Annotated in this window: 12 protein-coding genes; 2 read left to right on the plus strand and 10 right to left on the minus strand. The window is 58.5% G+C overall.

What is annotated here, in order from left to right; translation table 11 throughout:
- Positions 1-38 precede the first annotated feature (38 nt).
- From VFQ24_02395 to VFQ24_02440, 10 genes are all read right to left on the minus strand, one after another.
- Positions 39-2,543 carry a PKD domain-containing protein gene (locus VFQ24_02395; GenBank protein ID HET9177189.1) on the minus strand — a complete coding sequence of 835 codons (2,505 nt, stop codon included), beginning with the start codon at positions 2,541-2,543 and terminating at the stop codon, positions 39-41.
- A gap of 123 nt (positions 2,544-2,666) precedes the next feature.
- Positions 2,667-3,311 (minus strand): gluconate 2-dehydrogenase subunit 3 family protein, encoded by a 645-nt coding sequence (locus VFQ24_02400; protein HET9177190.1) that lies wholly within the window; start codon positions 3,309-3,311, stop codon positions 2,667-2,669.
- A 38-nt stretch (positions 3,312-3,349) separates the two neighbouring features.
- Positions 3,350-5,020: a GMC family oxidoreductase gene (locus tag VFQ24_02405; protein HET9177191.1), complete on the minus strand. Its 1,671-nt coding sequence runs from the start codon at positions 5,018-5,020 to the stop codon at positions 3,350-3,352.
- A gap of 192 nt (positions 5,021-5,212) precedes the next feature.
- Positions 5,213-5,911, minus strand: coding sequence for a twin-arginine translocation signal domain-containing protein (locus VFQ24_02410; protein ID HET9177192.1), 699 nt, complete (start codon positions 5,909-5,911; stop codon positions 5,213-5,215).
- Between the two features lies 1 nt (position 5,912).
- The gene (locus VFQ24_02415) at positions 5,913-6,752 is read right to left on the minus strand and encodes a sugar phosphate isomerase/epimerase family protein (GenBank protein ID HET9177193.1); all 840 of its coding nucleotides are present in this window, start codon (positions 6,750-6,752) and stop codon (positions 5,913-5,915) included.
- 129 nt (positions 6,753-6,881) lie between these two features.
- The gene (locus VFQ24_02420; protein HET9177194.1) at positions 6,882-7,313 is read right to left on the minus strand and encodes a secondary thiamine-phosphate synthase enzyme YjbQ; all 432 of its coding nucleotides are present in this window, start codon (positions 7,311-7,313) and stop codon (positions 6,882-6,884) included.
- Between the two features lie 27 nt (positions 7,314-7,340).
- Positions 7,341-8,186: an amidohydrolase family protein gene (locus VFQ24_02425; GenBank protein HET9177195.1), complete on the minus strand. Its 846-nt coding sequence runs from the start codon at positions 8,184-8,186 to the stop codon at positions 7,341-7,343.
- The gene (locus VFQ24_02430; protein ID HET9177196.1) at positions 8,183-9,127 is read right to left on the minus strand and encodes a carbohydrate kinase family protein; all 945 of its coding nucleotides are present in this window, start codon (positions 9,125-9,127) and stop codon (positions 8,183-8,185) included. The genes VFQ24_02425 and VFQ24_02430 overlap by 4 nt, the downstream gene beginning before the upstream one ends.
- 8 nt (positions 9,128-9,135) lie before the next feature.
- The gene (locus tag VFQ24_02435) at positions 9,136-10,218 is read right to left on the minus strand and encodes an SIS domain-containing protein (GenBank protein HET9177197.1); all 1,083 of its coding nucleotides are present in this window, start codon (positions 10,216-10,218) and stop codon (positions 9,136-9,138) included.
- A gap of 270 nt (positions 10,219-10,488) precedes the next feature.
- A complete protein-coding gene (locus tag VFQ24_02440) occupies positions 10,489-11,580 on the minus strand; it encodes a Gfo/Idh/MocA family oxidoreductase (GenBank protein HET9177198.1) in 1,092 nt (363 codons plus the stop codon).
- Between the two features lie 282 nt (positions 11,581-11,862).
- On the opposite strand from VFQ24_02440, the gene VFQ24_02445 reads away from it, so the two are divergent.
- Positions 11,863-12,885, plus strand: coding sequence for a PfkB family carbohydrate kinase (locus VFQ24_02445; GenBank protein ID HET9177199.1), 1,023 nt, complete (start codon positions 11,863-11,865; stop codon positions 12,883-12,885).
- Entirely contained in the window at positions 12,872-13,669 is a 798-nt protein-coding gene (locus VFQ24_02450) for an SDR family oxidoreductase (GenBank protein HET9177200.1), read from the plus strand. The genes VFQ24_02445 and VFQ24_02450 overlap by 14 nt, the downstream gene beginning before the upstream one ends.
- The last annotated feature ends 31 nt before the right edge of the window (positions 13,670-13,700 follow it).

Genomic DNA, 13,700 nt, shown 5'->3' on the forward strand with positions numbered 1-13,700 from the left:
TGATTTCGGCTTGGTGCTCCGCACGCTTTCGGTCTTTGCTATTTGCTTTGTGGCCGCCCCACGTAACGCCGGTTCTCATCCAGATGGAAAGCGGTCGGCACCGCGCCGCGCACAGCAACCGTGGTCTGCTCCTCAGCCGGAAGCCCATCCACGCCGTCAACGGCCAACTTCACGTTGTAGTCGGAAGCTCTGGTGAACGTGTGACTGACCTCCGGCCCCGTGGCCGAAGTTCCATCGCCGAAATCCCAATGATACGAGAGCGCCGGAACGCCATCGGCGGCAGCAATCGCCTGGAGCTTGACGGCTTGGCCGGTGCCGGCGGAAGCTGGCGCGTTCAGCGTGACGGAAGGCGCAGCGGCCGGAATCGACGAATTGATGATCTTAATCAACCGCACCGAATGCGGCGGCTGCTGGCTGATGCTGATGCTGCCGGACTCGATGGCAACCGGCGCATCATCGTGGAGCGCGTTAAGGGCTTGGTATGAACCACCCTCTGCCAGACCGAGGTCTGTGAGCTTAATGACGTGCGAGCGCGGCCCGTCCGTCCAGTTGAAGACCGCCAGCATCGACTGCCGTGCGTCCTCCTTCAGAAAATATTCGCTGGGCATCTCGTCTTGAGCGGAAAAGCTCATCAGGTCGAGCGGCGTGGCTGCGCGGCGCAGCTCCACCATGCTCAGCAGATCCTTGTTTTCCACCAGCGCCAATCGATCAGGCGCGGAAGCCAGCGTCGGGAGATCGTCACCGACGTCGTACATTCCTCCGGCAACCGCCGCAATCACGGCTTGCACATCAGCCTCTTCCAGACTCAGAGGCTGTCTTCGGTTATGCCATGTCTGTTGCGGCTCCACTTCGGTTGAAACGCTGAAGGCGTCGGGGTCGCTGATATAGAAATTCCGGTTCATGTAATATCGCGCGGCGATGTTGGGATCGGCATCCTTGCTGGCCCTGAAAGAATGGCCCGTGTCCGGGGCGATGCGTCCTTCATCCACCAGCCCAACGGGAACCAACATGGCGCTGCCATCCTTGTCGAGCAGTACGCCGTCGCCCACAGCGTCGCGGATGATTTTCAGTCCGATCCGTTCCGCTTCAAGAGCGGTGGTGTGCGGGCGATAGAAGTAGCCTTCAATCGCCGAAGAATCCATGAAGTCGAGTTTGATATAACGCACACCCCACTGGCGCGTCAGCACACGATAGGTCTCGCGGAGATACTTCTGCGCTCCGGGATTGGTGGTGTCCAGGGAGTAGAGCGGATCAGCGCCACGGTGCACGGAACCGATCTGGATCGGCTGCCCCTTCGCGTCATGCACCAGCCAATCCTTGTGATGCTGGTAAACCCAGGCGCGCTCCGACACTTCAAACGGCGCGGTCCAGACGCCCAGGTGCAAACCCATCTGGGTGATTTTGTAACCGAGACTGCGCATGCCGTCGGGAAATTGCGTCGCGTTGGCGGTCATGAATTCGCCGCGGGCGTAGTCGTAGCCTTCGTCGATGTGGCAGAAATTGAAGCCGAGAGACTCGAGATGTTTCGCAAGCCAGTCGGCGTTCGTCAGGACCTCGCCTTGAGTAATGCCGCCGTAAAACGCCGTCCAACTCCACCAACCCATGGGCGGCTGGCTTGAAACTCGCGCGTGGTGCAAGCGCTGCACGGCCGCTCCGTAGGCTTCCAGTTGCGCGTGATAGTCGGCGCCCGCGGCAAACATCACGGTTTCTGAACTCAACTGTTTGCCAGGTGCAACGGGAAGGCTCAATTCCACGCGCTGGGCGGGCGCGATGTGGTCCCTCAGAAGGACGGCCTCGGTTGTGCCCGTGGAGTCCACGGTAAACGAGCCGATGCTTGAAGACCCCATGGGAGGTTTTTGCACTTTCAGATGGAGCGCCGTCATGAAGCGGTCTTCCGTGAGCGCGGCCACCAGAAGACTCTGCTTGCTCTGCAGGTTGTAGATCAGAGCGTCGCGCACTCCGAAATATGTTCCGTTGGGCGCCTGGTCAAGGCCGCCGATAGGGATGGTGGGATCTTCCGTGAAACTTTCAAACATAAAACGGTCCGTGGCTTCCGTGCTCCCCAGGTTGATTCGCGGGTTGCCGATGGCATCGACGTCGCGGATGGATTCGACGGACACAGTTTTCGTCATGTGGTTCAAGACTTCAACCTGCACCGTTCCGTAAGGAAGATCGCGGTACAGGCGCAGAATACAGACGAGATCGGGGGAAGAGCTGAGACCGCTGAAGGTAATCGTGGCCTGCTCTCCCGAGCCCAGGCCATCCTCGAAAGTGTTTTGGGCCGTCTGATGGTGCGGATAGTCGCTCGAACGTACCCAGCGATGATTGATCTCTGCGCCAACACTTGCTTCAAGTACGGGGGCCTGCAAATGGTTGGCGCTGATTGCATATGATCCGTTAGCCGGGTTGATGATGATGGTCAACTGCGAATTGTGGAGCGAAACCGCTGCGGATGCTGAGCCTGGCATTGCAAATACGACCACGAAGAATAAAAACAGAGCGAGACAACCGAAAAGGTGAAGCTTCGCTGCCGGATTTTTCATGTGGCACCCTGCCCTGAATTGGGATTATGACTGCGCAGATCGCCCGCCTCAGCCCGAGTTGAGAGGAATACAAGAGAATAGGCTGACAGTGTGGACAATCACCGGTGGCAATGAACCGTGGAATCAGGACTGATGTTCCGGATGGGTGCACGCCCCCGGGAACGACGTGTTGTAAGTATCTCCCTGGTACTGCAATTCCTGGTCGAGGCCGATTTTTGACGAGTAGTATCCGAAGATCGTCAATCCTTTAATAAAGCTGAAAGCTTCCACACCGGCCGCATCTTCCGGTTGCGCTTTCGAAGGGTCGGCAAGGGGCTTCAGCAATTCAGTCTGTTCGGCTTCAGTGAGGCTGATAAACGGCTTGTTGTGGAGCGCCAGGCTGCGGCCATCGAACCATGCCAGCGCCTGAATAATTTCCTGCTGATTTTTCGAACTCTCTTCGTTGTATCTCAAGTCCAAGTAGCGATTCACCAGCGCCGCTTTGGCCCCGGGCGTATCCGTCGTCGGGATAATCAGATCGCTCAGGGCGATCAGCGTTTCGTTCTGGTGGGCGTCAAAGAACTGCGGCTTCCAGTTTGCGCCGGTCTGTGCGATAGCGTCCACGTCATCCGGTGACATATCCATCCCGGGCATGCCGGACATGGCGGTGCGAGCCGGCTGCGCCTGCCCGAGAATCGGCAGCGTCGTCAGGCCTCCGGCGCCCATCACCAGAGTTTTCAGCACGCCGCGACGTCCCTGATTGGTTTCCTCTTTGTTTTGCTTTGTCATGACGGTGCTCCTCGTTTTCCTGGATTAACCCGGCGCCCCTAGCTGAGGTCTCCGGTGCGCATCTTTTCGGCAATGTAGTCGGCGGTCCGCAGGGAGAGCGCGAGAATGGTGAGCGTCGGATTCTTCTCCGTGGAATTCACAAAGCACGAAGCGTCCGCCACAAAAAGGTTCTTGATGTCATGCGACTGGTTGAATTTGGTCAGGTACGATGTTTTCGGATCGTCTCCCATTCTTGCCGTTCCGGCCGAATGGATGCTCCATCCTGGCGGCAGAGGCGTGGTCCTCTCACCGATGATCTCAATCCCCGCCTTTTCAAACATCTCCCGCTGCGCGTCATTAGCATCACGACCCATGGCCAGTTCGTTCGGCCCCCACTCCACTTCGAACTTCAGGACGGGAATGCCCCAGGCGTCACGCACGGCGGGATCAATCTCCACGTGGTTTTCGGCCCTTGGCACCACTTCACCGAACGAGCCGATGCTGATTACCGTCGCGTAATATTTTTTCACTTCTTCTTTGAACTCGGCGCCGAAACCAGGAATTTTGTTGGCAAAGCCGGGAAACTCGCTGCTTCCACCGCCGCCCTCATACCCGTACCCGCGCACAAAGTCCTTTGACTTCTCTTTCAGGTTGCGGAAGCGCGGGATGTAAATGCCTCCGCCTTCCGGGTGTGCGTCGCCACCGCGGTTGGTGTTCCCTTTCAACCTCGGAATGATTCCAGAGATGCTGCCGGCCATGATCTGTTCGCAGAAATATTTGCCCAGCACGCCGCTGGAATTGCCCAGGCCGTCCGGATGATCGTCGTTCCTGGAGTTCAGCAGGATGCGCGTGCTGTCGAGTGTTCCCGCGCCCAGCACGATCACCTTGCCGTAAACCTCTTCCACCTGGCGCGTGATGCGGTCGATAAAAACTACGCTCTTGGCGCGATTCTCGCTGTCGGTTGTCACCCTCCAGACCACGGCGTTGGTGCGCGTGGTCAGGTTGCCTGTCTTTTCGGCAATCGGCAGCAGCACGCCCGCCGAACTGAACGAGGCAGCGACGTTGCAAACCCGCCCGCAGTGCCCGCACCAATGGCACGGAACGCGACCGTGGAAGCCCGGCTTGGTCACCGTGGCCGAGCGGCCCTGAATCACCGGGCGGCCCGCAAACTTGCTCTCAATCTGCCCCCTGAAAATGTTTTCCGCGCAGGTCAGGGGAATGGGGGGAAGAAAATGGCTGTCGGGATTGTTCTCCAGATGGTCCGTATGGCCGCAAACCCCGATCCAGTCCTCCACCTTGCTGTAGTAGGGTTCAACGTCTTCGTAGGAGATGGGCCAGTCCGAGCCGGCGCCGTCGTGGCTGGCGGCCTTGAAGTCCTGCGGGCTGAAGCGCAGCGAAACGAGCCCCCAGTGGAGGGTCTTGCCGCCGACGGCTTGAGCCCGCACCCACACAAACTTCTTACCCGTATAGGGGTTTTCAAGCTCATTTACAAAGTGCTTTTTGTTCCACTCGTCGGCCGTGTAGTTATACATCGCCCGCTCTGACGGCCGGACGCGGCCCCGGAAGGGAAAGTTATAGGGCTTGCGGTGATGCTCGAAATCGGTCGCAATATTGAACTTCGGCCCGCGCTCCAGCATGAGGACCTTCAGCCCCTTCAGGCACAATTCGGTGGCCGCCATGCCGCCGGCAGCGCCGGATCCCACAACTACAACGTCGTAAACTTTGGCCATTCAGGCCTCCCTGTAAGGATGAGTCTATTAACTGCTGATCAAAGCCTTTTATCAGCGCTCTAGCTGCGCCGCTCTGATTGTCAATGCATCACAGTCTGCCAGGCCATGCCTGTGATTGAGGCAGCGGTCAGACAAACCATCATTTGATTTACGCGCCCGCCAGCCTTTCGCGAAACGACGCCGCAACGCTGCTCAACAGGAAGAGCAGAACGCGCCCAGCAAACCCACGGCCTCTCTGTCAGCAGAGAGCAGATGCGGTCCCAACGGCGAACCCAGAAAGACCAGCGTTCCTTTCCCGATCCGGCGTTGGACGGCAACCGGTAATTTCTGGAACCGGGCAATCGTCTCACCGTAGCCGTCGCGGACGGGAACAACCCGGCTGAAATCACGAACCTTTGTTACAACGGGCCAGTGGTAATCAACGTAGGGTGCTTGTTTGAACGAGTCTGCGGAATCCCATAACCGGACGGGATCATGAAGGCCCACTCCGAACACTGACCTTATAACACGCTTATGAATCTCAAATTCTTCCGGCTCCAGGAATGCCGCCCCGGTTTCATACACGACGACCGACCCGCTCTCGAGATAATTTTTCAGCTTGCTTATGGCCGCCGATTCTGTAGAAACAGCGGCTGGCACGAACATCATGTGCGCAGGCGCGAGCGCGTCAATGAAACTCTGGCGCCAGGAAATGCTCAATCCGGAGAGCGCTGCTGCATAACCTGCAGGCGACTCACGCAACGGACAGGCCGGCCCAGGATCAACCACAACGCACCGGGAGGGCCGTCGCGCACCCTCAGAGAGAAGGCTACCCAGCCCCGCAGCGCCGGCCACTCCAGCCGCGGAAGCGCCCGCCGCAAGTCCCAGAAATTCGCGTCGCGAAATGGGCATTCTAAACCCTGTTGGCAATCAGGCGGTCAATGGCCGCTGCGGTGTCATAAAACTGCTGGTCTTCCGCGTAGTGGTATCGCCGTTCCATTTCTGCCACCAGCCACCCATCGTACCCCACCTTGTTGATGGCGGCGCGGATGGCCTTCCAGTTGTTGTCGCCAAGGAAAATGTTGGTGTAAACGCTGTCGTGGCCGCAACGGCCGCGCTGTTTCATGACGTCTTTTAGATGGATCCGCGTGATGCGCGGCCCCATCATTTCAATCCACTGCTCCGCAAAGCCATCGTCATGAATGTTGCCTACGTCCAGATGGATGCCTACCGAAGGCTCGTTGATGTCCTTGAGAAACAGGAGAAACTCGCGTGGGCCCATCAGGAAGCGCTGCTCGGAGTTGCAATTCTCGCAGCCGATTTTGACGTTGGCGCGGGCCGCATCTGGCGCAACCGTCTTAATGGCCTCGACCGACCGGTTGTAGACTTCATCGTAGGGAATCTCTTCCGTCACCAGTCCCGCCACCACCAGGATGGCATCCGTGCCGAGGATCTGCGACGTCTCGATCTGGCGCCTCACAATTCGAATACCTTCTTCGCGCAGCTTCGTGTCGCGCGCAGAGAGCGAGTATTTCCAGTGGAGGCCGGTTGAAACGTTGGAAACCACCAGTCCGGCGTTTTCAACCTTGCGCCGAAGCTCGCGCACTTCAGCGTCGGTGGTGCTCATCTGGAACCACGGAACATCGCCGAGCCAAAGCTCGATCCCGTCGTATCCGGCCTTCTTGACTAACTCCAGCCCCTGCTCGAAACTCCAGCCCTTTGGAATTTCGTTGTCGCCTATAGATTTTTTCAATTCGCCGCAGACCCCGGTTTCGTTAAATTACGAATGATTTCGACCGACCCATGAATGAGTATCACAATCCGCAAGCAACATCAATCCTTTCCTCCGGTCCCTGGCCGTTGGCGTCGTCCATGTCAAGCATCACTCGCCCAACACCTGGACCATGTATGTGCGAAGCAAAGGCCCGTCGTATTCCATGAAATAGATGGTTTGGCGCGAGCCGCGCACCATCCTGCCATCCTCGATGGGAAACGAACAACTGATGCCTCCCAGAATGCTCTTCAGGTGGGTTTCGGCGTTAAAGCCCAGGCGCCCATCGTAGTCGAGATAACGGCGGTGATGGTAGTTCTCATCCTCAGGAAAGAGCCGGCTGAAGTGCGTCAGGATGTCTTCTTCCAGGCACGGAATGCCTTCCGTCACCAGCAGTCCTGAAGAAGTATGCGAGGTCATCACATTCACCAGCCCCTGCTTCACGCCGCTCTGCTGGACGACTTCTTCCACCTTTGGCGTGATGTTGATGGCCTCTTCGGACTTGCGCGACTGCACCTTAATCTTTTCAAGCTTGATAATCATGGGCTTTACCCGCCTTATTTCCCGTCCTCAGTTGAGACCCAGCAACCGGCCGGGGTTCTCCTCAAAAACTTTTTTCAGACAGCCCTCCGTCAGCGCCAGCGTCCCGAACGCGTGTACCATATTCTTGATTTCAACCCGCGGGTAATTCGAGCCAAACACCATCCGGTTGCGCAGGCTGCGCTCCAGCACCGTGGTCGGGATCTGCTTTGAGAAAACAAACTGGTAGAACTCTTTTGGCCCGTCGTAGTAGAGACACGATGTGTCCAGATAAACGTTGGGATACTTCAACGCCAAGGCGGTGGCTTCCCACACCCACGGCCAGCCCCAGTGCGCCAGCACAAAATTGAGCATTTTGAAGCGCACAATGGCCTCCTCCAACAGCATGGGATGGCCGCGCTCAATCAGCGTGGCGGGCGCCCAACTCATACCGGTGTGTACCAGCACGGGAATATTTAATCCCGCCGCCACTTCGTAAAGCTCGTAAACCTTGCTGTCACGGAGTTCAAAATCTTGAAGAGCCGCGTCGAGTTTCAGGCCCTTCATGCCCAACTGTTTGACCGCGTGTTCCAGTTCCTTTGCCGCGCCCGTCTTCAGCGGGTCCACGCTGGCAAAACCGATAAAGCGGTCGCTCGTGGAACACAGTTCCGCCACCTGCTCGTTGGAGCTGACCGCGTCGCCCCGCGCCCGGGCACAATCGATCGGCAGCAACACCGCGCGGTCAATGCCGGCCACGTCCATCTGCAAGTAGAAGGTCTCGAGCGGTTGGAAATTGTTGCCGATCTGGAAAATGTCCCGGGCCATCCGGGTATAATTGGGGTACTTGTCCGCCATCTCCTGAATCAGTACCGGGTGCGTGTGGAAATCGATTCTCATGCTGCCGCCTCGTTCCTGTGCTCTTCTAGAAATTGCCGCCATGTCGCCGGTTCGCGGAATGCCTCCGTGCCGCCCGGCTGCGTGGTTGAAAATGCGCCCGCAAGATTGCCGCCGGCCAGGCAAGCCTGCAGCTCGGCGCCGCGAACGTACTGGTCCAGGAAACCCGCATCAAAACTGTCGCCAGCGCCCACAGGGTCAACGGCGTTTACGGAATACCCGGGGTGCGTCCATTCCTCCCCGCCGCGCCGCACCCGTGCGCCTTGTGCCCCCCGCTTGATGGCAACCACCTGCACCTGGCCGGCCAGTCTCTCCACCGCTGCTCTCAGGTTCTCTTGGCCTGTAATCCTCCCGGCCTCGCGTTCATTCACAAACAAAACGTCCACGTGTGGCAAAACTTCATCGAGACCGTCCCAGCGGTCGTCGGGGTCGTCGTTTGTATCGAGCGAGGTACTGAGCCCAGAACGCTTCATCTGTTCAAACAATTCCGGGATGCGCGGGCGCAGCGCCCGGTGAAGGTAAAACGAAGAAAGATGGAAATGTTTTCCGGAACGCAGGTAATCAAGGTCAAGGTCGTCGTATCCCATCTCAAACATTGCGCCGGGATACGTCAGAATTCGCCGGCTGCATGAACCCGTGACGATGACGGTCAGCCCTGTCTTGGTTGCTCCGGCCACACTTCGCACCCGGCTCACATCCACGCCGCCGGAGGCAAGCCGCTCCAGAGCGATTTTGCCCAGCGGGTCAGTCCCGATGCGCGAAATAAAACCGACCCTGTTGCCGATCACCGCCAGGTTATGGGCAAAGATAGCCGACGAACTTCCCAAGGTCAGGGCCAGATTGTCCGCCAGAAGTTCCTTTTCCGGCTCCAGTTCGTCCGGCAAACCATAAAGAATCAGGTCGAGGTTCAGCTCCCCGACAACCGTCACGTCGAATTGCGCCATCCTGAGTCCTATTCGGCCTTCCCCTTCAGTACGACCACGCGGCTCAAATGCCTTGGCTCGTCAGGATCAAAGCCTCGCTTCAGCCCCAGGTACAGCCCCATCAACTGAGCGGGCAGAATATGCGGGGCCAGGCGCGCTACTTCAGGGACGTCCAGTTCCAGTTCGATCAGCACGTCCGCTGCCCGGCGAACCTTGTCATTCGCACGGTTCGTAATGACGAGCGTGCTGCCACCCAATTCCTTCATCTCTTCCAGCACTTCCTGCTCGGAAGCTCCCGTGCTTTCCGCCAGGAAAAACGTCAGCAGAGTTTGCGGGCTCACAATCGACTTCGGGCCGTGGCGGAATTCCAGGGTATGAAAAACTTGCGCGTAAGAGCAGGACATCTCTGTCACCTTCAACTGCCCCTCCGATGCGATCCCGAAGAACGGCCCCTGTCCCATAAAAACGTAATCCGCAAATTCGTTGGAGCTGGCAAACTTTTCAATGCACGGCTGCAATCGCTTCAGTGCCCGTTGCGCCTGCCCCGGCATCTGCTTGAGCGCCTCCAGAAAATCATTGTCACGGCCGACCCAGCCCGCCAGCGCCTGCAGGCCCAGCAGCATGGTGCTGAACGAACGGGTCATCACCGTGCTCCGTTCATCCGCCGCAGGAAGCAGCAAAGCAGAGGTCACCCGCTTTTCAAGTTCCTTCCCCGTCGCACAGCTGACTGCCAGGGTCCGGATGTCGCGTTCGTTCTCGAGGGAATCGGCCGCCATCAGCATCTCGGTAGTGTGTCCCGAGCGTGATATCAGGACGGGCTGACACTTGCCACTTCCCAGAACCTGGTCGGGATAGAGCAGAAGTTCAGAAGCCGGCACGGCCTTTGACCGCTGGCCTGTAATGGCGGTCCAGCTCCAGGCGGCCGCTTGCGCCACATAGTAACTCGACCCGCAGCCGACAAAAACCCACTCATCAGCCTTCTTCAGCGGCTTCAGGGCTTCCTCATATCGGCCGTGCTCTTCAAGTTCCTGCAAAGTGGCAGCCCAGACACTGGGCTCTGACATGATCTCTGCGTAACTCCGATGCCCTCGGCCCTCTAAAATTTCACTCACTCCACTGCCTCCTTCAAGCCTGATAACGACATACAATTCGAACGGAATACGTTTGGTTTGGGAGCTATGCAGCAACTAGCCGACTGCAAGTTACCCGTATTACGGTAGGTTTCTTTTTACTACGTTTTGCTTTCGACTGTCAAAAGCGTTTTGCGCTTTGCACACTATCCCCACACTCCCTGGTTCCGCGCGCGGCGTTAGCGCACTGCCATCGCTGCAATGAGAGAATCTGATTTCAGGCCGTGCTCGCGACCCGGCTCCGGAGCCGTTTCAGCGTTCCCGGTTAAGCCATGGGGTTACAGGCACCTGACCAGGATTTTTTGGCTTATAAGGCCAGGTGATGCGCTTGCCGGTGGCTGCCGATTCGTATGCAGCATAGATAATCTCCAGCGTCGCGCGACCGTCCTCGCCGGTTTCCATCGGTTTCTCTTCACCCAGCACAGCGCGTGTGAAGTGCCGCATCTCGTGCGGAAAGCCGTAAAGGAAGGCTTCCTCAAACACGGTGAAAGTCCAGCCTTTGGTTTCGCCGGCCTTTTCCACTGCATAGCCGTAGCCGCGCTTGCTATAGGTCTCCATGGAACTCCCACGGAGCAGGTCGCAATGGACAACGCCCTCGGTCCCGTAAAGGTCGGCACGGTCATCCATGCCCCCCTGGCGCGCCCAGCTATCTTCGACCACGGAGATGCCGCCGTTTTCGAATTCAACGATCACGATGGAATTGTCATCGCCTTTCGTTCTTCCTTTGTGATAAACGAGCTGGCAGTGGGCGGTAACGCTTTTGACCTTTGGCTTGCCATAAACCCAGCGGGTCCATTCGATGCCGTGGCATCCCATGTCCATCAGCGCCCCGCCGCCTGACCGCTCGACATCATAAAACCAGTCGGAGTGCGGCCCGGAGTGCTTTTCACTTTGCTTGGCCATGTAAAGCTCGCCGATGGCCTTCTCATCCACCAGGTGCTTGGCGCGAACATACTTGGGCGAAAAGCAGATGGTTTCTGCATACATGAGCTTGACCTTGTGCTTCTTGCAGGCGGCAATCATGGCGTCGGCATCTTCCAGAGTGTGGGCGATTGGCTTCTCCAGGATGACGTCCTTGCCGGCTTCCGCGGCAGCAACAACGATTCTCCGGTGCAAATCGTTGGGAACCCCTACCACCACCACGTCCACGTCTTTCCGCTCCACAAGCTTTCGGTAATCCGTCATTGCCACCGGTATCTTCCACTTGCTGGCAAACTCCTCAACGCGTTTCTTGTTGGAAGAGCACGCAGCGACAAGCTGGGCCTCCTTCACCTCCTGGAAAGCTTCTGCATGAAGGTTTGAAACGAAAGCCGACCCGATAATCCCCACCCTCACCTTGTCCATGATCGCTCCTCCGACAAATTCCGTTTTTTCGCCCGCCTTGCTACCCTGCGTGGGACGCCGGCCACTTCCCGGCCACTTCCCGGCCACTGCCGGCAACCTTCCAAGATACCACAAGCCCGGGTGAACTCGAATTCCTAATCGGCCTGGGACGGCCCCCGCATCGAGGTCCGAAAGGAACGGAACTCCTCTTAGCCCCGCCACGGACCCTTCGGCAAAATTTTATTGCAAGGGTGCGACCATCGGCGATAGCATCCAAGGCTCTCGTCTTCGGGGAGAAACCAGATGCCGCCAAAAGCAACGGACGTTGTGGGTCTCGGCCTGAATGCCACGGACACGGTCCTGATGGTCCGGGAATTTCCGCCGCTGGGTGGAAAAGAACGCGTTGTCTCTCTGTCACGACAGGCGGGAGGCCAGGTGGCCACCGCGCTCGTCACTTGCCAGCGACTGGGCCTGCAAGCCCGGTACATCGGAAAGGTTGGCGACGACGAGGCCGGCCGCTTCCAACTGCAAAGCCTGCGGGACGAAGGCCTGGATGTCCAGTATACGGAGGTCACACCCGGCGCGGACACCCAATTCGGGCTAATCATCGTTGACCAAGCGACTGGCGAACGGACAGTTTTCTGGGACCGCGACAAGCGCCTGGCCATTGCGCCGCGCGAATTGAAGCCGGAGTCAATCACCACGGCCAAAATCCTGCACATTGACGGATGCGACTCCGCTGCCTGCACCCAGGCGGCCAGATGGGCGCGCAAGGCGGGGTTGCCTGTCGTCGCAGACCTCGATACGGTTTACAAAGATGTGGAGCAGATTTTTCCCCTTATCGACTACCTGATTGCCTCCGCTAATTTTCTGCCTGCCGTGACCGGGCGGAACGACCCGTTTCTGGTGCTGGAGTACATGGCACGGGAATACAAGATCCGGGCCCCGGGAATGACGCTGGGCCGCGATGGCGCGCTGGTGTACAGCCACAACAAGTTCCATTATTCGCCGGGCTTTGTCGTGGAGACCGTGGACACCACGGGAGCGGGGGACATTTTTCACGGGGCTTTTGCCTACGGGTTGCTCGAAGGTTGGGACATCGAGCGGACCCTGGACTTTTCGAACGCCATGGCCGGATTGAACTGCACGCGGGTTGGAGCGCGCGGCGGCATTGCAACCCGGGCCGAGGCCGAAAAGCTGATGGCCGCCGGCGCTCGCCACCGCAACCCGGATTATGTCAGCCTGCCGCGGGCCGGCGGCAAAAGGCCAGCCCCAGCACGGGACAAGAAACGTGCAGCGCGCTTAAGGAGCCATGGCGACCGTTAGTTATGCACTCATTACCGGGGCCTCCAGCGGCATTGGAGAATGCTTTGCCCGCGCATTGGCCGGGCGCGGTCACAACCTGGTACTCACCGCACGCTCGGAAGGCAAGCTGAGCCAATTGGCCGCCGACCTGGTTCGCCAGCGCTCGATTCAGGCCGAGGTCATTCCGGCAGACCTCAGTTCGCGTGATGCGGCTCCGCAGCTTATCTCGATCCTCAAGGAAAAAAATCTTGACGTCGACCTGCTGGTGAACAACGCAGCATTCGGAGCGCGAGGAGAGTTCTGGAAGCTGCCGCTCGACCGGCAAATAGCGATGGTGCGGCTGAATGTCAATGCGCTCGCCGAGCTCACCTACCTGCTGCTGCCGGCCATGGTTGCGCGCGGCGAAGGGGCAATCATCAACGTGTCTTCGACGATAAGCTTCCAGGCTGCGGCCTACACCACCACATACGCCGCCACCAAGGCTTTCGTGACAAGTTTCTCGATGGGGCTTGCTGAAGAGGTGCGCGCGCACGGCGTCCGGGTGGTGACGCTTTGCCCCGGCAGCACTCGAACCAATTTTTTTGAAGCCGGCAATTACGGAGTCCGCGATATGCCCGGCGGCATGCAGGACCCGGCAGAAGTGGTTGACGAAGCGCTCCGGGCGCTCGACCGTGGCGGCGGGCTGGTGGTCCCGCGCCTCCTGAACAAGTCCATGCTTTTCGTCCAGCGTTTCTGCCCGCGCGAAACTGTGGCGAAATTTGCCGCCAGGATCTTTCGTCCCCGGGACCTCGGCAACCATCTCTGATTCATCGCGCGGAACTGGATAACTTTGTCAA

The sequence above is a fragment of the Terriglobia bacterium genome (assembly GCA_035712365.1).
GTDB lineage: Bacteria > Acidobacteriota > Terriglobia > UBA7540 > UBA7540 > SCRD01.